Annotated in this window: 21 protein-coding genes; 13 read left to right on the top strand and 8 right to left on the bottom strand. The window is 64.7% G+C overall.

The genetic code is table 11. From position 1 onward, the window contains the following. From Q8K05_RS15195 to Q8K05_RS15185, 3 genes are all read left to right on the top strand, one after another. Positions 1-174, top strand: a 174-nt coding sequence (locus Q8K05_RS15195) for a TRAP transporter large permease subunit (protein WP_305247469.1), incomplete at its 5' end; no start/stop codon positions are given. Positions 175-201: 27 nt separating this feature from the next. Beyond that, positions 202-1,728 (top strand): UxaA family hydrolase, encoded by a 1,527-nt coding sequence (locus tag Q8K05_RS15190; protein WP_305247466.1) that lies wholly within the window; start codon positions 202-204, stop codon positions 1,726-1,728. A 14-nt stretch (positions 1,729-1,742) separates the two neighbouring features. Continuing rightward, on the top strand, positions 1,743-2,798 hold the full coding sequence (locus Q8K05_RS15185) for a malate/lactate/ureidoglycolate dehydrogenase (RefSeq protein ID WP_305247465.1): 1,056 nt from the start codon (positions 1,743-1,745) through the stop codon (positions 2,796-2,798). Positions 2,799-2,818: 20 nt separating this feature from the next. On the opposite strand, the gene Q8K05_RS15180 is transcribed toward Q8K05_RS15185, so the two are convergent. The 4 genes from Q8K05_RS15180 to Q8K05_RS15165 are packed head-to-tail and all read right to left on the bottom strand — an operon-like array spanning position 2,819 to position 5,987. Further along, the gene (locus Q8K05_RS15180) at positions 2,819-3,994 is read right to left on the bottom strand and encodes a fumarylacetoacetate hydrolase family protein (RefSeq protein ID WP_305247464.1); all 1,176 of its coding nucleotides are present in this window, start codon (positions 3,992-3,994) and stop codon (positions 2,819-2,821) included. Next, positions 3,978-4,100, bottom strand: a complete 123-nt coding sequence (locus Q8K05_RS15175) for a hypothetical protein (RefSeq protein ID WP_305247463.1) — start codon at positions 4,098-4,100, stop codon at positions 3,978-3,980. The genes Q8K05_RS15180 and Q8K05_RS15175 overlap by 17 nt, the downstream gene beginning before the upstream one ends. A gap of 43 nt (positions 4,101-4,143) precedes the next feature. Then, on the bottom strand, positions 4,144-4,986 hold the full coding sequence (locus Q8K05_RS15170) for an amidohydrolase (RefSeq protein WP_305247462.1): 843 nt from the start codon (positions 4,984-4,986) through the stop codon (positions 4,144-4,146). After that, positions 4,983-5,987 (bottom strand): aldo/keto reductase, encoded by a 1,005-nt coding sequence (locus tag Q8K05_RS15165; RefSeq protein ID WP_305247461.1) that lies wholly within the window; start codon positions 5,985-5,987, stop codon positions 4,983-4,985. Before Q8K05_RS15165 ends, Q8K05_RS15170 begins: the two co-directional genes overlap by 4 nt. A gap of 139 nt (positions 5,988-6,126) precedes the next feature. On the opposite strand from Q8K05_RS15165, the gene Q8K05_RS15160 reads away from it, so the two are divergent. The 7 genes from Q8K05_RS15160 (at position 6,127) to Q8K05_RS15130 (ending at position 12,065) form a co-directional block, all read left to right on the top strand. Beyond that, entirely contained in the window at positions 6,127-6,573 is a 447-nt protein-coding gene (locus Q8K05_RS15160; protein ID WP_305247460.1) for an RbsD/FucU family protein, read from the top strand. A gap of 25 nt (positions 6,574-6,598) precedes the next feature. Then, positions 6,599-7,306: a GntR family transcriptional regulator gene (locus Q8K05_RS15155; protein ID WP_305247459.1), complete on the top strand. Its 708-nt coding sequence runs from the start codon at positions 6,599-6,601 to the stop codon at positions 7,304-7,306. Continuing rightward, the gene (locus Q8K05_RS15150) at positions 7,303-8,244 is read left to right on the top strand and encodes a dihydrodipicolinate synthase family protein (RefSeq protein ID WP_305247458.1); all 942 of its coding nucleotides are present in this window, start codon (positions 7,303-7,305) and stop codon (positions 8,242-8,244) included. The genes Q8K05_RS15155 and Q8K05_RS15150 overlap by 4 nt, the downstream gene beginning before the upstream one ends. A 68-nt stretch (positions 8,245-8,312) precedes the next feature. Continuing rightward, positions 8,313-9,320, top strand: a complete 1,008-nt coding sequence (locus tag Q8K05_RS15145) for a sialic acid TRAP transporter substrate-binding protein SiaP (RefSeq protein WP_305247457.1) — start codon at positions 8,313-8,315, stop codon at positions 9,318-9,320. 28 nt (positions 9,321-9,348) lie between these two features. Further along, the gene (locus Q8K05_RS15140; protein ID WP_305247456.1) at positions 9,349-9,828 is read left to right on the top strand and encodes a TRAP transporter small permease; all 480 of its coding nucleotides are present in this window, start codon (positions 9,349-9,351) and stop codon (positions 9,826-9,828) included. Then, a complete protein-coding gene (locus tag Q8K05_RS15135; protein ID WP_305247455.1) occupies positions 9,825-11,123 on the top strand; it encodes a TRAP transporter large permease in 1,299 nt (432 codons plus the stop codon). Before Q8K05_RS15140 ends, Q8K05_RS15135 begins: the two co-directional genes overlap by 4 nt. Continuing rightward, on the top strand, positions 11,124-12,065 hold the full coding sequence (locus Q8K05_RS15130; protein WP_305247454.1) for a ribokinase: 942 nt from the start codon (positions 11,124-11,126) through the stop codon (positions 12,063-12,065). 82 nt (positions 12,066-12,147) lie between these two features. Here the strand turns inward: Q8K05_RS15130 and Q8K05_RS15125 are convergent, their stop codons facing one another. From Q8K05_RS15125 to Q8K05_RS15110, 4 genes are read right to left on the bottom strand one after another with little or no spacing between them, the layout of a single operon-like run. Continuing rightward, complete coding sequence (locus Q8K05_RS15125; protein ID WP_305247453.1) at positions 12,148-13,167, bottom strand: TRAP transporter substrate-binding protein; 1,020 nt, start codon at positions 13,165-13,167, stop codon at positions 12,148-12,150. Positions 13,168-13,218: 51 nt separating this feature from the next. Then, complete coding sequence (locus Q8K05_RS15120; RefSeq protein ID WP_305247452.1) at positions 13,219-14,511, bottom strand: TRAP transporter large permease; 1,293 nt, start codon at positions 14,509-14,511, stop codon at positions 13,219-13,221. 3 nt (positions 14,512-14,514) lie between these two features. Then, positions 14,515-15,027, bottom strand: coding sequence for a TRAP transporter small permease (locus Q8K05_RS15115; RefSeq protein WP_305247451.1), 513 nt, complete (start codon positions 15,025-15,027; stop codon positions 14,515-14,517). After that, positions 15,024-15,533, bottom strand: coding sequence for a gluconokinase (locus tag Q8K05_RS15110; RefSeq protein WP_305247450.1), 510 nt, complete (start codon positions 15,531-15,533; stop codon positions 15,024-15,026). The genes Q8K05_RS15115 and Q8K05_RS15110 overlap by 4 nt, the downstream gene beginning before the upstream one ends. A 177-nt stretch (positions 15,534-15,710) precedes the next feature. On the opposite strand from Q8K05_RS15110, the gene Q8K05_RS15105 reads away from it, so the two are divergent. The 3 genes from Q8K05_RS15105 (at position 15,711) to Q8K05_RS15095 (ending at position 19,240) form a co-directional block, all read left to right on the top strand. Then, positions 15,711-16,736: a LacI family DNA-binding transcriptional regulator gene (locus Q8K05_RS15105; protein ID WP_305247449.1), complete on the top strand. Its 1,026-nt coding sequence runs from the start codon at positions 15,711-15,713 to the stop codon at positions 16,734-16,736. Between the two features lie 167 nt (positions 16,737-16,903). Next, positions 16,904-17,380 carry a 4Fe-4S dicluster domain-containing protein gene (locus Q8K05_RS15100; protein WP_305247448.1) on the top strand — a complete coding sequence of 159 codons (477 nt, stop codon included), beginning with the start codon at positions 16,904-16,906 and terminating at the stop codon, positions 17,378-17,380. 12 nt (positions 17,381-17,392) lie between these two features. Continuing rightward, positions 17,393-19,240 (top strand): aldehyde ferredoxin oxidoreductase family protein, encoded by a 1,848-nt coding sequence (locus Q8K05_RS15095; protein ID WP_305247447.1) that lies wholly within the window; start codon positions 17,393-17,395, stop codon positions 19,238-19,240. The last annotated feature ends 36 nt before the right edge of the window (positions 19,241-19,276 follow it).

The following is a 19,276-nucleotide window of genomic DNA, read 5'->3' as shown; positions in this document are numbered from 1 at the left end:
CTGCTGCACCCGCCCATGGGCATGGTGCTGTTTGTGCTGGCGCGGGTGGCCAAGCTGTCGGTCGAGCGCACCACCATGGCCATCCTGCCGTGGCTGCTGCCCTTGCTGGTCAGCCTGGGTCTGATCACCTATTTCCCCAAGGCGGTCCTGTGGCTACCGAAGATGTTTTATTGATTTTTTGATTGCTCCAGAGGTCACGCCATGATTCCATTTATCCGACTTCATCCCGCCGACGATGTGCTGATTGCCCGCGCCCAGCTCGTGGGCGGCACGCAGGTCGAAAACATCACGGTCCGGGGCCTGATTCCGCCCGGCCACAAGGTAGCGACGCGCGCGCTGGCGGCCGGCGAGCCGGTGCGGCGCTACAACCAGATCATCGGTTTTGCCAGCAAGCCGATTGCGCCCGGCGAGCATGTGCATACCCACAACCTGGACATGGGGCCCGACAAGGGCGACTTTGCCCGCGACTATGCCTTTGGCGCTGACGTGAAGCCGCCAGCCCCGCTGCGCGAAGCCACCTTCATGGGCATCAAGCGGGCCGATGGCCGGGTGGCGACGCGCAACTACATCGGCATCCTGTCGAGCGTGAACTGCTCGGCCACGGCGGCGCGCGCCATCGCCGACCATTTCTCCCGGCACACCCATCCGTCGGCGCTTGAAAATTTCCCGAACGTCGATGGCGTGGTGGCGCTGACCCACGGCACCGGCTGCGGCATGGACTCGGAAGGCCTGGGCCTGAAAATCCTGGAACGCACGCTGGCCGGCTATGCCACCCATGCCAACTTTGCCGGCGTGGTGGTCGTCGGCCTGGGCTGCGAGGCCAACCAGATCAATGCCTGGCTGGCGCACAGCGCGCTGCGCGAAGGCGACAACTTTCGCGTCTTCAACATCCAGGACACTGGCGGCACCCGCAAGACGGTTGAAAAAGGCATCGCGCTGGTCAGGGACATGCTGCCGCGCGCCAATGACGTGAAACGCGAACCGTGCAGCGCCGCCCACATCACCATCGGCCTGCAATGCGGCGGCTCGGACGGCTATTCGGGCATCAGCGCCAATCCGGCGCTGGGCGCGGCGGTGGACCTGCTGGTCGCCCACGGCGGCACCGCCATCCTGAGTGAAACCCCGGAAATCTACGGCGCCGAGCATTTGCTGACGCGCCGCGCCGTGCGCCCCGACATTGCCGAAAAGCTGATCGCCCGCATCAAATGGTGGGAGCACTACACCCAGATCAACGAAGGCGAGATGAACAACAACCCGTCGCCCGGCAACAAGGCCGGCGGCCTGACCACGATCCTTGAAAAATCGCTGGGCGCGGTGGCCAAGGGCGGCACCAGCAACCTCGAAGCAGTCTATGAATATGCCGAACCCGTCGATGCCCACGGCTTCGTCTACATGGACACGCCGGGCTACGACCCGGTCAGCGCGACCGGCCAGGTCGCGGGCGGCGCCAACGTGATCTGCTTCACCACCGGGCGCGGCTCGGCCTATGGCTGCGCGCCTTCGCCTTCGCTCAAGCTGGCCACCAACTCGGCCCTGTGGCAGCGCCAGGAAGAAGACATGGACATCAACTGCGGCGAAATCATCGACGGCGGCGTCTCGGTGCAGGAAATGGGTCAGCGCATCTTTGAGCAGGTGCTGGCGACGGCCTCGGGCGCGCAGAGCAAGAGCGAGCAGCACGGCTACGGGCAGAACGAGTTTGTGCCCTGGCAGGTCGGCGCGGTCATGTAAATCGAAGTATTTTTATGCAAAAAGTGATTCCAGCCCATACGCTGCGGGAACAATGCGCTAGCATTTTGGTAGCAGCCAGCAGTTCTGCAGAAGAAGCCGACAAAGTGGCCTCCAACCTGGTCATGGCCAACCTGAGCGGCCACGACTCGCATGGCGTGGGCATGCTGCCGCGCTATGTCGATGCGGTGCTCGAAGGCGGCTTGAGCCCCAACGCCAGCGTGCAGATCGTGCTCGATGCCGGTGCCTTGCTGAGCCTGAACGGCCAGCGCGGCTACGGTCAGGTCATCGGCGAGCAGGCCATGCTGCTCGGCATCGCCCGGGCCAAAACCCACGGCAGCTGCATCCTGGCGCTGGCCGAATCGCACCACCTGGGGCGCATCGGCCACTTTGCCGAGATGGCCGTGGCGCAAGGGCTGGTGTCGCTGCATTTTGTGAATGTCAAGTCGCGACCGGTGGTGGCGCCGTGGGGCGGCACCGACGGGCGCTTCGGCACGAATCCGTGCTGCATCGGCGTTCCATTAAAAGACCAGCCGCCCTTCGTGCTTGACTTTGCCACCAGCCGCGTCGCCCAGGGGAAAATGCGCGTCGCCTACAACCAGGGCAAGTCAGTTCAGCCCGGCCTGCTGATGGACGAGCAAGGCCAGCCGACCACCAACCCCGGCGTCGTGGTCGTGCCGCAGGCGAACGGATTTTTTGGCGCATTGATGCCGTTCGGCGAACACAAGGGCTACGGGCTGGCCGTGGCCTGCGAATTGCTCGGCGGCGCGCTGACCGGCGGCGGCACCTGGCATTCGCCCAGCGTTCAGGGCCGGGCCATCATCAACAGCATGCTGACCGTCCTGATTGATCCGGCCAGGCTCGGCACCCAGACGGCGTTTGACACCGAGGCACGGGCTTTTGTGGACTGGCTGCGCCAGAGCCCGCCCGCCGACGGCTTCGACAGCGTGCAGATTGCCGGAGAGCCCGAGCGCGCCATGCGCCTGCAGCGCGAGCAGGACGGGATCGAGGTGGACCTTCAGACCTGGCAGGAAATTGTCGAGGCCGCCGGCAAGGTCGGCCTCGACATCTGAGCCCGCCAGGTCGCCATGACTTATGCGCGGGCGGCTTGCGCCAGCAGCCCGCGGGCCGAAAGATTGGCGTAGAACGCACGCAGTCCGAAGGTCCAGGGCGCCACCCGGTCGCACCGGTTCACTTCATTGACCAGGCGCCCCAGCTGCGGGCTGGAAATGTGCACCACGTCACCCAGCTGGTGGGTGAAGCCGCTGCCGGGCTGGCCCCGGTCCTGCGTCGGCGCAAACATGGTGCCGAGGAACAGCATGATGCCATCGGGGTACTGGTGGTTCGCGCCCAGCGTCTGGGCCACCAGGGCCAGCGGGTCGCGGCTGATTTGCGCCATCGAGCTGCTGCCATGCATCACGAAGCCATCGCTTCCCTCCACCCGCAGGCTGACGGTGCAGTGGCGCACATCGTCGAGGGAATAGCTGGCATCGAACAGCCGGATGAACGGCCCGATGGCGCACGACGCATTGTTGTCCTTGGCCTTGCCCAGCAGCAGCGCGCTGCGGCCCTCGAAATCGCGCAGGTTCACATCATTGCCCAGGCTGGCGCCCACCGTCTCGCCCCGGCTGTTCACGGCCAGGACGATCTCGGGCTCGGGATTGTTCCAGGCCGAGCCCGGATGGATGCCGATCTGGGCGCCGCTGCCGACACTCGATAACACCGGTGCCTTGGTGAACACCTCGGCATCGGGGCCAATGCCGACCTCCAGGTATTGCGACCACAGGCCTTTCTGGATCAGCAGCTCCTTGAGTTGCATGGCCTGCGCCGAACCGGGTTGGATGGCACCCAGGTTGCCGCCCAGCAGTAGGGCGACCTGCTGCCGCACGGTGGCCGCCTGCGCGGCGTCGCCCCGGGCCTGCTCCTCGATGACCCGCTCGATGAGGCTGGCGGCAAAGGTCACGCCGGCGGCCTTGATGACCTGCAGGTCGCAGGGCGCGAGCAGGCGCAATGCGTTGGGGTCGTTCGCCTGCGCGCCGGTGTTTTGCATCAACTGCTCGATACTGCCAACATGGCGTCCGGCCGCAGCCCGCACCCGCGCGACCGGGTCGGCGGCATCAAGCAGATCGCTCATCGTCGCGACATCGTCCGACAGGTCATACACGCCGCCGGAGCGCAGTACAACGACCGAGGGCCCCGGAATCGGGCCGGGAATCCATGCGCGGCCGACCAGGGTTCCGGTCAATCCGTCTTCAGGCAGCCATTGCATGGAACACCTCCGTGGTCAGGCCACTGACTGCTTGCATCAAGGGCGTGACATGCAGGACTCGTTCGACGGGGGGCTGGTTGAACTTCATGGAAGGCCGTTTTTTCATGGGAGTGTCTCCGTTTTTAGCTTGGTTGAGGGGAAGAGAAGATTCACGTCACGGACGCCGGTGGCAGGCGGTAGAGCCGCCGGGCATTGCCGTCCATCACGGCGTCTTGCGCCTGGAGACTCAGGCCGGCGAGCAATTGCCGTGTCTCGGCCCACCACTGCGCGTAACTGCCAGCGAGTTCCAGCACCGGCCAGTCGCTGCCCCACACCAGGCGGTCGGCGCCAAAGCACTCCAGCACATGCCGAGCCCAGGGTTGCACGGCGCCGGGCGCTGGTGTTGGCCCGGCCTCGGTCATCAGGCCGGAGAGTTTGCAATAAGCGCCGGTCTGCGAGGCCAGCCGGGCCATGCCGTCGGCCCACGGTTGCCATTCACCGGCGGCAATATCGGGCTTGCCGGCATGGTCGATGACCAGGCGCAAATCAGGATAACGCCCGGCCAGCGTCAGGATATGCGCAAGATGCACCGGCTTGACCAGCGCATCGAACACCAGGCCGTAATCGGCCATGGTTTGCAGCGCCGGCGCCAGCGCGGGCTGCAAAATCCACCCGGCATCGCCAATGTCCTGAAGCATGGGGCGCAAGCCCTTGAGCCGGGGATGGCGCGCCAGCTTTTCAATGCGCGCAAGCGCGTCGGCAGCTGCCAGATCGACCCAGCCCACCACGCCCAGCACCGCCGGGTTGGCGTCGGCCTGCGCCAGCAAAAAAGCGGTTTCCGCCTCGGTGGGCGCGGCCTGCACCAGCACGCCGCCGGTCACGTGATGCGGCGCCGATTGGCCCTGCCAGTCGCTGACCGCCACATCGCGGTAGATCGGCGCCAGGGCCGGCGTGAGCCAGCCGTAGTCGCCGCGCGCCAGCTGCCAGCAATGGAAATGGGCATCGATGGTCATGGCGTGGGGGCTTCCTCGGGAAGCAGGCGCTGAGCCTTGAGTTCGGCCCAGAAGCCGGGCGGAATGGCGTGCTGCAGCATGGTCTGCGCATCATCCCATTCAGCTGCCTTGCGCGCGCCCAGCATGACGATGTCCACTGCCGGATGCGCCAGCACGAACTGCAAGGCCGCTGCCCGCAAGGCCACGCCGTGGCGCGCGCAGACCGCTTCAATCTGCGCCGTACGGTCCAGCCATTCCCGCGCCGCAGGCGCATAGTTGAATGTGGGCGCGCCGCCTCGCGTGCCCGTGGCCAGGATGCCCGAATTGAACACCCCGCCCAAGGCAATGCGCACGCCACGCGCCGCGCATCGCGGCAGCAGCTCGGGCAGCGCGCTGTGGTCCAGCAGGCTGTAGCGCCCCGCCAGCATCAGCACATCGAGGTCAGCCTCGGCAAGCACCTGCAACACCACCTCGACATCGTTCGTGCCGAGCCCGATGGCGCGCACCAGTCCCTCGCGCTTCAGTTCCTGCAGCGCGGGCAGCGTCTCCCGCAGCACCTGCCGCAACACCTCGGGTGCGCGGGCGCCGTGGGTGGCCGCATCGGGGTCGTGCACATAGGCCGCGTCAAGGCGCGACAGGCCGAGGCGCTGCAGGCTGTCTTCGACGCTGCGGCGAGTTCCGGCGGCACTGAAATCCCAGTCTTGCCGGAACGGCAGGCTATCGACATAGCCGTGCTGGAAACGCGGGGCTGCCGCATCGGGCGTGAGCAGTCGCCCCACCTTGCTCGACAGCACGAATTCATCACGCGGATGGTCGCGCAGCGCAGCGCCCAGCCGCCGCTCGGACAGGCCGTGGCCGTAGTGCGGCGCAGTGTCAAAGCTGCGGCAGCCGCTGGTCCATGCCGCCTCCACCAAGTGCCGGGCTTCGTCATCGCTGACCGCCTCAAACAGGTTGCCCAGCGGCGCACCGCCCAAGCCGAGCCGCAGGCCGCTGCCGTCGCATGGAGGAAAGAAAAAAGTCATTTCAGGGTAAGTCCCAATAAAAGTTTACTCATCCTATAACTAACATGTCAGTCATTGAAACCGGGAAACCCCGTGGTTTTGACAACAAACTTCACGCTCTGACACAACGCAGCCCTAGCCAAGAAACGACGCCTGTTCCATGCTCAAAAACATTCCTTCGCTGCTGACACCCGATGCCCTGCATGCGCTGGCCAGCATGGGCCATGGCGACGATGTGGCGATCGTCGATGCGAATTTTCCAGCGGCCGGCGTGGCCCGGAAAGGCGGCGCACGGCTGGTGCAACTGGCCGGCGCCAACGCAACGCAGGCGCTCAAGGCCGTGCTACAGGTCCTGCCGCTGGACGATTTCGCGCCGGAAGCGGCCTGGACCATGCAGGTGGTGGGCGATGCCGGCGCGGTTCCCGAGCCGGTGGCCGAGTTCGCGGCTGAGCTGCAACAGGCTGGCGAAGCGCCCGCCGCCACGCTGGAGCGGTTTGATTTTTACCAGCGCGCGCAGTCAGCCTTCGTGATCTTGCGCACCGGCGAGTCGCGCAAATACGGCAACATCCTGCTGCGCAAGGGCGTCATCGCCTGCGATGCGCCATGACCACGAGTCCGGGCGATTGTCCAGCATGAGCACCGCACCTTCCGTCGTCACCAGCAGCCTGCGTGCGCAGGCCTATGCGAGCTTTCAGCAGCAGATCGTCGATGCCAACATCCGCCCCGGCCAGTTCATCTCGCAGCGCGAACTGATGCAGTTGCTGGGCATGCCGCTGGGCGCGGTGCGCGAACTGATTCCGCGCCTGGAAGCCGAGGGGCTGCTCAAGACCGTGCCGCAGCGCGGCCTGCAGGTGGCCCATGTCGATCTGAAGCTGATCAATAACGCCTTCCAGTTGCGCCAGCTGCTGGAGCGCGAGGCCGCCACCCGTTTTGTGACCACGGTGTCCGACCGCGACCTGGCCGCCATTGAGCAAAGCCACCTGGACATCGTGCAGCGCGCGCGCAGTGGCAGCATTGACGAAGACCTGCTCAAGGATGCCACCGCAGTGGACTGGGGCCTGCACGACCTGATGATCGACGCGCTGGGCAACGAGCTGATTTCCGAGGTGTACCGTATCAACAGCCTGCGCGTGCGCCTCATCAAGCTCGAAGGCTCCACCCTTTCGCCGCAGGTGCTGATTCCGGCCATGGAAGAACATCTCTGGTTCATAGACGCCCTCAAGCGGCGCGACGCGCAAACCGTGCTGCAGCGCCTGAGCCACCACATTGAAAGTGCGCACCTTCGCGTCCTTGGACTGCCGCGGCCCGCTATGCCGTGGTCTTCGGAGAACCCTGAATGACTACACCCCCTAATCCCGCTCAGGCTGCTGCCTTTCGTGGCATCTGGCCCGCCCTGCTCACGCCGCTGAATGCGGACCTGAGCATCGACCACGCTCGGCTGGCGGCGCACTGCAAGTCGCTGATCGCCCGCGGCTGCCCCGGCGTGACCGCCTTCGGCACCACCGGCGAAGGCCCGTCGTTTTCCATGGCCGAGCGCAAGGAAGCCATCGAGCAGTTGATCTGCAACGGCATTCCGGCCGCGCAGATCATGGTGTCCACCAGTTGCGCCGCCCTGCCTGAAACACTGGAACTGACGCGCCATGCGGTCAGCGCCGGCGTGCACGGCTGCCTGATGCTGCCGCCGTTTTTCCTCAAGGGCGTGTCCGACCAGGGCATCATCGACAGCTACCGCTACGTGATCGACGGCATGGGCGAGGACCTGCCAAAACTCAAGCTCTACCTGTATCACATCCCGCAAGTCACCGGCGTCAGCCTGTCGCACCATGTCATCAGGGCGCTCAAGCACCAGTACCCCGACACCATCCTGGGCATCAAGGACAGCGCCTGCTCGACCGCGCATTCCATCGGACTGGCCGAGGCCTTCATGAAGGACCTGACGGTCTACGTCGGCTTCGAGCCCGACCTGCCTGAAATGGGCCGGCGCGGCAGCACCGGCGCCATCAGCGGCCTGGCCAATTTCATGCCCCGCGTGGTTGACCGCCTGGTGACGCAGCCCGATGCGCCGGCCACGCCGGCCGAACGCGCGCGCGTCATCAAGCTGATCGGCCTGCTGGACGGCTATTCGCTGATGCCGGCGCTCAAGGGCATCATGGCCCTGCTGAGCGGCGAGCCCGCCTGGCTGCGTGTGCGTGCGCCGCTGGTGGCGCTGACCGCCGACGAGTTCACGGCCCTGGAAAAAACCATCCGGGAATTCGGCATCGATCCTGAATCCGACTGAGCCCGACCTGCCGATTGACCAGGTTTTTTTGACAAGTTAGCCAACCGATAAACGACAAGGAGACAACCATGAAACATTCCCTGCTTCGCCGCACCCTGCTGGCCGCCGCCTCTTCCGTCCTGCTGATGGGCGCCTTCCTGCCCGCCGCCCAGGCCCAGAACAAGGTGCTGCTGCGCATCTCGACCCCGGCCGTGCCCGACGACTGGCATGCCAAGATGTGGACGGTGTTCAAGGACAACCTGGAAAAATCCGCACCCGGCGAATTCGACGTGCAGATCAACCTGAATGCCACGCTGTTCAAGCAGGGCACCGAGCCGACCGCCATGGCGCGCGGCAACCTGGAACTGTCGTCGATCTCGGCCTTCGACATGGCCAAGCTGGTGCCCGAATTCTCGATCTTCACCGCCGGCTACATCATTCGCGACCCGGAGCACCAGCAAAAGGTGTTCAACGGCCCCATCGGCGCCGAGATGTTCAAGACCGTGACTGACAAGATGGACGTGACGCCGCTGTCCACGGTCTACCTCGGCACCCGGCAGATCAATCTGCGCGATGTGCGCAACGTCAAGACGCCCGCCGACCTCAAGGGCGTGAAGCTGCGCATGCCTGGCTCGAAGGAATGGCTGTTCCTGGGCGAAGCCCTGGGCGCCACCGCCACGCCACTGGCCTTTGGCGAGGTCTACCTGGGCCTGAAGACCGGCACCATCGACGGCCAGGACAACCCCCTGCCTTCCGTGCGCGCCGCCAAGTTCTACGAAGTGACCAAGCAGATCGTGCTGACCAGCCACCTGGTGGACGGCATCTTCATCGCCATTTCCAACAAGGCCTTGAACGCCATGACGCCGGCACAAAAGCAGAAGGTCACGGCGGCGGCGCAGGCAGCGTCAAGCTACAACAACGAAAACCGCATCAAGGAGGAATCGCACCTGGTGGACTTCTTCAAGCAGCAGGGCCTGCAGGTCATCACGCCGGATGTGGACGCCTTCCGCAAATCGGTGCAGACCACGTACCAGAACTCCGATTATGCAAAAGTCTGGCCCAAGGGACTGCTTGAGCGCATCAACGCGACACGGTAAGTCCCACGGCAACCCTGAATAAAAAGTCATGAGAAGCTGGCTGCAAAAATCCGCCAATGTGATCGGCGGCGGACTCTTCCTGACCCTGTTCATCGTGTTCGTAATCCAGGTCACGGCGCGCTTCGGCTTCAACAAACCGATGGCGTGGACCGATGAAGCCGCCGTGATCCTGTATGTCTGGGTCATTTTGTGGGCTGCGGCTTTCGTGGTGCCCGAGCGCGAGCATGTGGTGTTCGACCTGCTGTGGAACAGCGTCAACCGGCGTGCCCGGCAGGTGATGCAGATCGTCGGCAACCTGATGATCGGTGGCCTCGCCCTGTACGGCATTCCGGCCAGCTGGGACTATGTGCATTTCATGGCTAGAGAGGGAACGCCTGTCCTGGGCGTGTCCTTCATGTGGGTTTTCCTGCCCTTTGTGCTGCTGCTGGCGGCACTGGTGGTTCGCTCTGCGTGGGCCATCTGGAACGCGATTCGGGGTCTTGGTCTTGAAGCGGAGCTGCGCATATGACATCGGGTATTCTGGTTCTCGTCCTTGTTCTGGTGGGCGGCATGGCGCTGCGCATGCCCATCGGCTTTTCAATGCTGGTTTCCGGCATTGCCTACCTGATCGTCAAGCAGCAGGACATCGGCCTGGTGGCCGAGCAGGTCGGCAACGGCCTGTACAACAGTTATGTGCTGCTGGCCGTGCCGCTGTTCGTGTTTGCCGCCAACATCATGAATGCCGGCACGGTCAGCGAGCGGATCTTTGACTTTTGCCGCATCCTGGTCGGGCGCATGCGCGGCGGCCTGGCGCAGGTCGATATCCTGGTCAGCGTGGTGTTCTCGGGCATGAGCGGCAGCGCCATTGCCGACGCCGCCGGCCCGGGCCTGGTCACGATTCGCCAGATGCTGAAAAAACCGGAATACAGCCGGGGTTTTGCCGGCGCCGTGGTGGTCGCCAGTGCCACGCTCGGTCCCATCATTCCGCCGTCGATTCCCATGGTGATTTACGCCATGGTGTCGGGTGCTTCGGTCGGCGCGCTCTTTCTGGGCGGCGTGGTGCCGGGATTCCTGATGGCCGGGCTGATGATGGCCGTGGTGCACTTCATCGCCGTGAAGCGCAACATGCCGCGCGAAGCCAAGATACCGCTCAAGGAATGGCCGGCCATCATCTACCGCGGCGCCTTGCCTCTGTCGATGCCCATCGTGCTGCTGGGCGGTATTTACTCGGGCGCCTTCACGCCGACTGAAGCCGCGGCGGTGGCTGCTTTCCATGCGCTGATCCTGGCGGGGGTGGTGTACCGTGCCCTGACCTGGCGCACCTTCTGGGGCGTGATCATGGAGTCCACACGGGGCAGCGCGGTCATCACCATGATCCTGGCCGGCTCTTTCATCCTGAACTATGCGTTCACGGCCGAAGGCGTGCCGCAGGCCATGGCGCAGTGGGTCGACAGCATGCATTTCTCGAAAATCGGCTTCCTGCTGATGGTCAACCTGATGTTCCTGGTGCTGGGCTGCTTTCTGGATGTGTCGGTGCTGCTGCTGGTGTTCGTGCCCATGCTGCTGCCGGCCGCCAAGCTGCTGGGCGTGGACCTGGTGCATTTCGGCGTGCTGGTGGTGCTCAACATGATGATCGGACTGATCCACCCGCCCTTCGGCATGCTGCTGTTCGTCACCAAGGCGCTGACCGGCATTCCGATTGGCGAGATGATGAAGGAAGGCTGGCCTTTCCTCCTCATGCTGCTGTTGCTGCTGCTCGCCATGACTTTGTTTCCGCAAATCGTGCTGTGGCTGCCGCAGACCATGGGCTATGGAGGCAAGTAAATGACCAGCGATTCAAGCGCGACAAGCCGCGAAACGGCCAACGTGGTCTGCGTCGCCAGCTGGAACGCCGACCTGGTTTCCCATGTCGCCCGGCCGATTGCCCGCGGCGAGACGCTGATGGCCCGCGCTTTCGACATCAGCCCGGGCGGCAAGGGCAGCAATGCCGCCGTGGCCGCAGCCCGTCAGGGTGCCCGCGTGGCGCTGATCGCGCGCATTGGCGACGACGACTTCGGCCGCATGGGCATGGACCTGTGGAACGCCGAAGGCATTGCCACCGCGCATGTGGAGCGTGTCGCCGGCGAGCGCAGCGGCGTGGCCCAGGTCCTGGTGTATGACGACGGCGACAACAGCATTGCGGTTTATCCGGGCGCAGGCGCAGGCCTGGGCGCACGGCATGCACAGGCGGCCACGGAACTGCTGACCCATTGCCGGGTTGTGATGGCCTCGTGCGAAGTGCCGGTCGAGGCCACCCTGCAAGCCTTTCGGCTGGCCCGGCAGGGAAATGCCATCACCGTCCTGAATCCCGCGCCCGCTCGTCCTCTGCCTGAGGAATTGCAGGCGCTGACGGATGTGCTCACGCCCAATGAAAGCGAGCTGTACCAGCTGGCCGGCCCGGCCCATTCAGAATCCATCGACGCTGCCGCGATGCAGCTGCTGGCGCGCGGCACCCGGGCCGTTCTGGTGACGCTGGGCGCGGCGGGCTGCCGGCTCTACCAGCCCGGTTTGCCACCGGTCGAACTGGCGGGCCGGCGCATGCCGGTGGCCGACACCATAGGCGCAGGCGACACGTTTACCGGCACCCTGGCCGCAGCCCTGGCGCGCGGCGAATCGCTGCAGGCTGCCATGCAGTGGGCCAACGCGGCCGCAGCCCTGTCGGTGACGCGGCATGGCGCCGTTTCCGGCATTCCGACCACCGCAGAGGTTGCGGCCCTGCTGGGTTGAACCCGACAGGCCGCAACTTCAGCAGGCTTTCAGCCAGCCCGGGCAAGCAGCGTATCCAGGGAAGCCGCCGCTGCCAGGCAGGTTACTTGGTGCCGCGAATCCGGCCCAGTTCTTTCTGGGTCTCGTTCCACAGGTCCATGCCGACTTCCTTGCCGATGTCGGCGTACACGCCGGTCAGCTTGCTGCGCATGCGCTCGGCTTCGGCGGGCGAGAGTTCGTTGACCAGCATGCCCTTGGACTTGAGGTCGGCCATGGCCTTGGACGCCTCGTCACGCGTGTCCTTGCGCTCGTAGTCGCGGCTGGTCTTGGCTGCGTCCATCAGCACCTTCTGCTCGGCCTTGGACAGCTGGTCCCACCATTTTTTGCTGACCAGCACGATCCACGGGCTGTAGACGTGGTTGGTGACGGTCAGGTACTTCTGCACCTCGTAGAACTTGCTCGACAAAATGGTGTTGTACGGATTTTCCTGGCCGTCCACCGTCTTGGTTTCCAGCGCGCCGAACAGTTCGGAAAAAGCCATGGGCACGGCGTTGGCGCCCAGCGTCTTGAAGCTGTTCAGGAACACGTTGTTCTGCATCACGCGCAGCTTGATGCCGTCCAGGTCCTCGACCTTGGTGACCGGGCGCTTGCTGTTGGTCAGGTTGCGAAAACCGTTTTCCCAGTACACGAGGCCGACCAGGCCTTTTTCCTGCAGCTTGTCCTTGATTTTTTCACCGATGGGGCCGTCGAGCAGGATGTCGGCTTCCTTGGCGTTGCTGATGAGAAACGGCGTGTCCCACAGCGCCATTTCCTTGGTGATGCCGACCAGCGTGGCGGTGGAGCCGACCATCATTTCCTGCGCGCCGCCAATCAGGGCCTGCTGCATTTGTGTGTCGGGGCCGAGCGCGGCGGCGCCGATGGCGCGCACCTTCATCTTGCCGCCCGAGGCTTTTTCAACAGCCTCGGCAAACACCTTGGCGGCGCGGCCCTGGTTGCTCTGCTCGTTCAGGCCGTAGCCGAAACGGATCAGGCGCGGTTTGATGTCCTGCGCCAGCGCGGAAAACGAGGCGCTGAGCACGGCGGCTGTGGCGGCGGCAATAACGGTTCGACGAAGAAAGGTCATTGGGAAGTCTCCTGGAGTTATGGGAAAGCGAGGGGGAAAGTGAACGAGGGCTTAGCGCATCCACGCGACGGGCGCGGTGACGATCTGGGGGAACAGGACAAACAGGAACAGGATCAGCGTGTAGGTGATCAGGAAGGGGTTGACGCCCCGTATCACCTGGTGCAGCGGCATGCGGCCCACGCCGGCCACCACGTTGAGCACCGTGCCGACCGGCGGTGTGATCAGGCCGATGGCGCCGTTGAGCACGAACATCAGGCCGAAATACACCGGGTCAATGCCGGCCTTGACGGCAATCGGCAGCATCACCGGCGCAAAGATCAGGATGGTCGGCGTGAGGTCGAGCGCGGTGCCGACGATGACCAGCGCGATCATCATCACCGCCATCAGCAGGCGCGGGCTGTCCACCAGCGGGCCCAGCCAGCCGGTGAGCGTGCTGGGCAGGTCGGCCAGCGTGATCATGTAGCTGGCGACCTGGGCGCCGGCGCACAAGAACATCACGATGGCCGTCGTCTTGGCGGCGCGCACCAGCACGCCATGTACCTCGGGCAGCTTCATTTCGCGGTGCACGAAGAGGGCGACGAACAGCGCGTAAAACGCGGCCACCACGGCCGTTTCGGTCGGCGTGAAGATGCCGGTCTTCATGCCGCCGATGATGATGATGGGCATCAAGAGCGCCCAGAACGCCTTGGCGGTGGCGCGCAGCCGGGCGGCCATGGACAGCGGCTGGCCCTCGGGCAGGTCGGTGTTGCGCAGCACCAGCTTCCAGGCCACGATCAGGCCCGCGCCCATGATGATGCCCGGCACGATGCCGGCGAGGAACAGCGACGAGATCGAGGTGTTGGTCGTCACGCCGTAGATCACGAAGGGCAGCGACGGCGGAATGATGGGCGCGATGATGCCGCCCGAGGCCACCAGCCCGGCCGAGGTGTGCATCGGGTAGCCCTGCTTGCGCATCATGGGCAGCAGGATGGTGGCCAGCGCGGCGGTGTCGGCCAGCGCCGAGCCGCTCATGCTGGCCATCAGCACCGACGCGCCAATCGCCACATAACCGAGTCCGCCGCGAATGTGGCCGACCCAGGCCTGCGCCATGGCGATGATGCGGCGGCTGATGCCGCCCGAGTTCATGAGTTCGCCGGCCAGGATGAAGAAGGGCACGGCCAGCAGCGGAAAGCTGTCGACGCCGGCGACCAGGTTTTGCGCCAGCAACTGGGTGTCCCAGAAACCCAGCACCCAGGCCATGCCGGCGCCGGTCAGCACCAGCGCCAGGCCCATGTTCATGCCGATGCCCATCAGCAGCAACATGCCGACGGAGAAAACAATGAATGCGAGACCTTCGTTGCTCATTTTTTACTCGACTTCCACGTTGTGACCGAGGTCCAGCGGCGTGCGTTTGATGATCTCGACAAGCGCCATCAGGCCGATGGCCGTGGCGCACAAAAAGGCCGGCAGCGGCAGCAGCGCGGTCGAATAGCCGAGCACCACTGAATGGCTGCCAAAGCCGACCACCACCTGCTGCCAGGCGCCCCAGCCGATCAGCACGCAGGCCAGCAGCACCAGCAGGCGGATGAAAAGAGTCATGGCCAGCATCAGGTGCGGCCGGTATTGAAGCCGGCCCACCAGGCTGGTGAAGGCCATGTGCTCGCCGGCCGGGTAGGCGGCGGTGGCGCCTATGAACACCATCCAGACAAACAGCAGGCGCGACAGTTCCTCGCTGGCCGGCAGGCCGCTGCCAAAGCCGTAGCGCAGCACGATGTTGATGAACACCGCCACGGCCATCACGCCCAGGCAGCTGGCCAGCAGCAGATTGCTGATGCGCTGGAAGCGGCTCTTGGGCGCTTCGATCAGGGGTTCGGTGCTCATGCCTGCTCCTTGTGGGGGTTGAGCCACGTCGTGACTTCGGCCTGCAGCTGTGCCAGCGATTTGAGCGCATCGACGCGCAGCACGCCCGCTTCACCGGTCGGCGCTTCGAGCGTGGCGAACTGGCTGTCGACCAGGCTGGACGAGAAGAAATGCAGTTGGGCGCGCGCTGCGACCCGAGCCTCGGCCTGTTCGCGGCTGATGTCCAGAAACACGAAGCGCAGCCCGGGCGCGGCCTGGCGCAGGCGCTCGCGGTAGGCTTTTTTGAGCGCAGAGCAGGTCAGCACCAGGCCCTCGGGGTGGGCGCGCAGCTGCGCGCTCAGGGTGCTGAGCCAGCCATCGCGGTCCGCATCGGTCAGGGCGATGCCGCGTGCCATCTTGTCCCGGCTGGCGGCGCTGTGGAAGTCGTCGCCTTCCACCAGCCGCAGGCCGGCGGCCTGCGCCAGCACGGCCCCCAGGCTGGATTTTCCGCAACCGGCCACGCCCATGATCACGATGGAATCTGTCATTTCAACCTACTGGATAGCGCTATCTTGATGGGGATAAAGAAAAGCGAGGGCCTGGCTTGGCAACCTGCTGACGCTGAATTTTCAGCGTCTAGGGGTTTTCCGCCGGGTCTTCACTGTCGGATAGCGCTATCCTATGGGAATATCACGCTTTGCCAGATCAGTAGTTTCCCTATATTTATGACTCCACCTCCTGCCCGACCCCGCGCGACTGGTCGCGTCACGCTGGCCGATGTCGCCCAGGCCGCTGGCGTCAGCCCGATGACGGTGTCGCGCGCGCTGCGCGGTGAGCGTGCGGTCGATGCCGGGCTGGTGGCGCGGGTCCGCTCGGCCGCGCTCAAGCTCGGCTATGTGCCCGACCCGGCCGCCCGCGCGCTGGCATCGCGCCACAGCACCCAGGTGGTGGTGCTGATCCCGATGCTGTCGAATGCGCTGTTTGTCGATCTGCTGGAGGCGGTGCAGCGCACCCTGCGCCCGGCCGGCTACCAGATGCTGATGGGCGTGACCCACTACGACCCCAGCGAGGAGGAGCATTTGCTGCGCGAGCAACTGCTGCACCGCCCGGCCGGTCTGCTGGTCACCGGGCTGGAGCGCAATGAAGCCACGCGCGCCCTGATCGCGCAAAGCGGTGTTCCCTGCGTGCACCTGATGGAGGCTTCGGGCGCACCCGGCATTTACAGCGTGGGTTTTTCGCAGGCCGATGCCGGCGCCGAAATGACCCGGCACCTGCTGCAGCGCGGCCGGCGCCGCATCGCCTTTGCCGCCGCCCAGCTCGACCCGCGCACGCTGCAGCGGCTGGCGGGCTGGCGGCGCGAACTCCGCGCGGCGGGCCTGTACGAGCCCACGCTCGAATGGCTCAACCCCGCACCGTCGTCGATGGCGCTGGGCGCCCGCATGTTCGAGCAGATCATGGGTCAACAACCGGCCGTGGATGCCGTGTTTTTCTGCAATGACGACCTGGCGCAGGGGGCCTTGCTGGCCGCCCTGCGTCTGGGCGTGGCGGTCCCTGGCCGGGTCGCGATTGCGGGGTTCAACGACCTCACGGGCAGCGACCAGATGCTGCCGCCGCTGACCACGGTACGCACCCCGCGCGCTGAAATCGGCAGCGCCGCAGCCCGCATGTTGCTGTCGCTGATGAACGGGGAAGCCATTGCATCGCCCTGCGTCGACCTGGGCTACGACGTGCTGGTGCGGGCCAGCACCTGACGGCCAGGGCGCGGCGTTCGGCTGTCGCATATTGAGAATTTCCGGCCTGGCGTGCGCCTACTCAGGGTTTGTCCTAGGTGGGTTTATGGGGCTGACTTCAACAATAGCTTATGCAGCTTCATTCATAGCAAAGCCGTTCAATGGCTGCTACCCAAGGAGAGTTACTCATGCAAAAGGTGTTGCACATCAACCCCGACAAATGCACTGGCTGTTTGCAGTGCGAAATGGCCTGTTCTTTCGAGAACTACGGCGTCTTCGCCCCCGCCAAGTCGCGCATCAAGGTCTTTGACTTTCACGACACGGGCAAGAAAGTGCCCTACACCTGCACCCAGTGCGACGAAGCCTGGTGCCTGCATGCCTGCCCGGTAGAAGCCATTACCGTCGACAAGGCCACCGGCGCCAAGGTCGTCAACGAAACCACCTGCGTCGGCTGCAAGGTCTGCACCATCGCCTGCCCGTTTGGCACCATCAACTACGTGCAGGAAACCGGCAAGGTGCAAAAGTGCGACCTGTGCGGCGGTGAACCCGCCTGCGCCGAGGCCTGCCCGACGCAGGCCATCACCTTCATTGACGCCAACTGGACCGGGCTGGGCAAGATGCAGCAATGGGCTGACAAGCTTGGCAATCAACCTTCCGCAGCTTAAGGAGTAACGAATATGTCTTGGGCTGGAAAAATTCTTCGCGTTGACTTGACCGCTGGAACCGTCAAGTCGGAACCCCTCAACATGGACTGGGCGCAGACCTACCTGGGCTCGCGTGGCCTGGGCAGCAAATACCTGGTGTCCGAAGTGGATCCCAAGGTCGATCCGCTGGCGCCTGGCAACAAAATCATCTGGGCCACCGGTCCGCTGACGGGCACCATGGCGTCCACCGGCGGGCGCTACACCGTCATCACCAAAAGCCCGCTGACGGGCGCCATTGCCTGCTCCAATTCGGGCGGCTACTGGGGCGCCGAGCTCAAGATGGCGGGCTGGGACATGGTCATCTTCGAGGGCAAATCGCCCAAGCCGGTCTACCTCTACATCAATGACGACACGGCCGAGTTGCGCGACGCGGACTGGCTCTGGGGCAAGAGCGTCTGGGAAACCGAGGAGATGCTCAAAAAAGGCCTGCAGGACCCGCTGATGCGTGTCTCCAGCATTGGCAAGGCGGGCGAAAACGGCGTGCTCTACGCGGCCGTGGTCAACGACCTGCACCGCGCCGCCGGCCGTTCGGGCGTGGGCACCGTCATGGGCAGCAAGAACCTCAAGGCGATTGCAGTGCGCGGCACCAAGGGCGTGGGCAATATCCGCGACCCCAAGGCCTTCATGAAGGTGACCTACGAGAAGAAAAAAATCCTGCACGACAACGCCGTCACCGGCCAGGGCCTGCCTACCTACGGCACGCAGGTGCTGATGAACGTGATCAACGAAATCGGCGGGCTGCCCACGCGCAACCACCAGGACGTGCAGTTTGAAGGCGCCAAGGACATTTCCGCCGAAGCCATGGCCACGCCGCGCGACACCGACGGCAAAAAGCAGCTGGTCACCAACCAGGCCTGCTTTGGTTGCACCATTGCCTGCGGCCGCATCAGCAAGATGGACGCCGGCCACTTCACGGTGGCCAACAAGCCGCAGTACTGGGGTGCTTCGGGCGGGCTCGAATACGAAGCGGCCTGGGCCTTGGGTGCCGCCAACGGCGTCAAGGACCTGGAGGCGCTGCAGTACGTCACCATGCTGTGCAACGAGGAAGGCATAGACCCGATCAGCTTTGGCGCCACCCTGGGCGCGGTGATGGAACTGTATGAAATGGGCGTGCTGAGCAAAGAACAGCTCGGCATAGCGGCGCCGTTCGGCTCGGCCGAGGCGCTGGCCTTTTTGGCGGAAGAAACCATTTACAGCCGCGGTTTTGGCAAGGAAATTGGCCAGGGCTCCAAGCGCCTGACCGCCAAGTACGGCCACCCGGACTTGTCCATGACCTCCAAGGGCCAGGAGTTTCCGGCCTACGACGGGCGCGCCATTCAGGGTATTGGCTTGGCCTATGCCACATCCAACCGGGGCGGCTGCCACCTGCGCGGCTACACCATTGCGTCCGAAGTGCTGGGCATTCCGGTCAAGACCGATCCGCTGGAGCACGAAGGCAAGCCCGAACTGGTCAAGGCCTTCCAGGACGCCACCGCCGCGTTTGACTCGTCGGGGCTGTGCGTGTTCACCACCTTTGCCTGGGGCCTGGCCGACCTGGCGCCCCAGTTGCAGGCGGCCTGCGGCGAGCAGTACACGACCGAAGAGCTCGAAAAAATCGGCGAACGCATCTGGAACATGGAACGCGAGTTCAACAACGCGGCCGGTTTTACCAAGGCCGACGACTCGCTGCCCAAGCGCCTGCTGACCGAGCCGGCCAAGACCGGCCCGGCCAAGGGCAAGGTCAACATGCTGGCCGAAATGCTGCCCAAGTACTACGCCGCGCGCGGCTGGGACAGCGAAGGCGTGCCGACAGCCGCAACCCGCGAGCGCCTGAGTCTGTAAACTTTTTCCTCTGACGAGGGCAGGGGGTGGGCGCTG

This window comes from Polaromonas sp. (genome assembly GCF_030682935.1).
GTDB lineage: Bacteria > Pseudomonadota > Gammaproteobacteria > Burkholderiales > Burkholderiaceae_C > Polaromonas.
The sequence above is the reverse complement of the archived record's forward strand: the minus strand, read 5'-3'. Positions and strand labels throughout refer to the sequence as shown.

Excerpts from the sequence above, each read along its gene's own strand:
- Q8K05_RS15100 (WP_305247448.1), top strand. The coding sequence starts at position 16,904 with ATGCAAAAGGTGTTGCACATCAACCCCGACAAATGCACTGGCTGTTTG.
- Q8K05_RS15190 (WP_305247466.1), top strand. The coding sequence starts at position 202 with ATGATTCCATTTATCCGACTTCATCCCGCCGACGATGTGCTGATTGCC.
- Q8K05_RS15120 (WP_305247452.1), bottom strand. The coding sequence starts at position 14,511 with ATGAGCAACGAAGGTCTCGCATTCATTGTTTTCTCCGTCGGCATGTTG.
- Q8K05_RS15130 (WP_305247454.1), top strand. The coding sequence starts at position 11,124 with ATGACCAGCGATTCAAGCGCGACAAGCCGCGAAACGGCCAACGTGGTC.
- Q8K05_RS15185 (WP_305247465.1), top strand. The coding sequence starts at position 1,743 with ATGCAAAAAGTGATTCCAGCCCATACGCTGCGGGAACAATGCGCTAGC.
- Q8K05_RS15150 (WP_305247458.1), top strand. The coding sequence starts at position 7,303 with ATGACTACACCCCCTAATCCCGCTCAGGCTGCTGCCTTTCGTGGCATC.
- Q8K05_RS15105 (WP_305247449.1), top strand. The coding sequence starts at position 15,711 with ATGACTCCACCTCCTGCCCGACCCCGCGCGACTGGTCGCGTCACGCTG.
- Q8K05_RS15175 (WP_305247463.1), bottom strand. The coding sequence starts at position 4,100 with ATGAAAAAACGGCCTTCCATGAAGTTCAACCAGCCCCCCGTCGAACGA.
- Q8K05_RS15135 (WP_305247455.1), top strand. The coding sequence starts at position 9,825 with ATGACATCGGGTATTCTGGTTCTCGTCCTTGTTCTGGTGGGCGGCATG.
- Q8K05_RS15115 (WP_305247451.1), bottom strand. The coding sequence starts at position 15,027 with ATGAGCACCGAACCCCTGATCGAAGCGCCCAAGAGCCGCTTCCAGCGC.
- Q8K05_RS15140 (WP_305247456.1), top strand. The coding sequence starts at position 9,349 with ATGAGAAGCTGGCTGCAAAAATCCGCCAATGTGATCGGCGGCGGACTC.
- Q8K05_RS15110 (WP_305247450.1), bottom strand. The coding sequence starts at position 15,533 with ATGACAGATTCCATCGTGATCATGGGCGTGGCCGGTTGCGGAAAATCC.
- Q8K05_RS15095 (WP_305247447.1), top strand. The coding sequence starts at position 17,393 with ATGTCTTGGGCTGGAAAAATTCTTCGCGTTGACTTGACCGCTGGAACC.
- Q8K05_RS15165 (WP_305247461.1), bottom strand. The coding sequence starts at position 5,987 with ATGACTTTTTTCTTTCCTCCATGCGACGGCAGCGGCCTGCGGCTCGGC.
- Q8K05_RS15160 (WP_305247460.1), top strand. The coding sequence starts at position 6,127 with ATGCTCAAAAACATTCCTTCGCTGCTGACACCCGATGCCCTGCATGCG.
- Q8K05_RS15155 (WP_305247459.1), top strand. The coding sequence starts at position 6,599 with ATGAGCACCGCACCTTCCGTCGTCACCAGCAGCCTGCGTGCGCAGGCC.
- Q8K05_RS15125 (WP_305247453.1), bottom strand. The coding sequence starts at position 13,167 with ATGACCTTTCTTCGTCGAACCGTTATTGCCGCCGCCACAGCCGCCGTG.
- Q8K05_RS15145 (WP_305247457.1), top strand. The coding sequence starts at position 8,313 with ATGAAACATTCCCTGCTTCGCCGCACCCTGCTGGCCGCCGCCTCTTCC.
- Q8K05_RS15170 (WP_305247462.1), bottom strand. The coding sequence starts at position 4,986 with ATGACCATCGATGCCCATTTCCATTGCTGGCAGCTGGCGCGCGGCGAC.
- Q8K05_RS15180 (WP_305247464.1), bottom strand. The coding sequence starts at position 3,994 with ATGCAATGGCTGCCTGAAGACGGATTGACCGGAACCCTGGTCGGCCGC.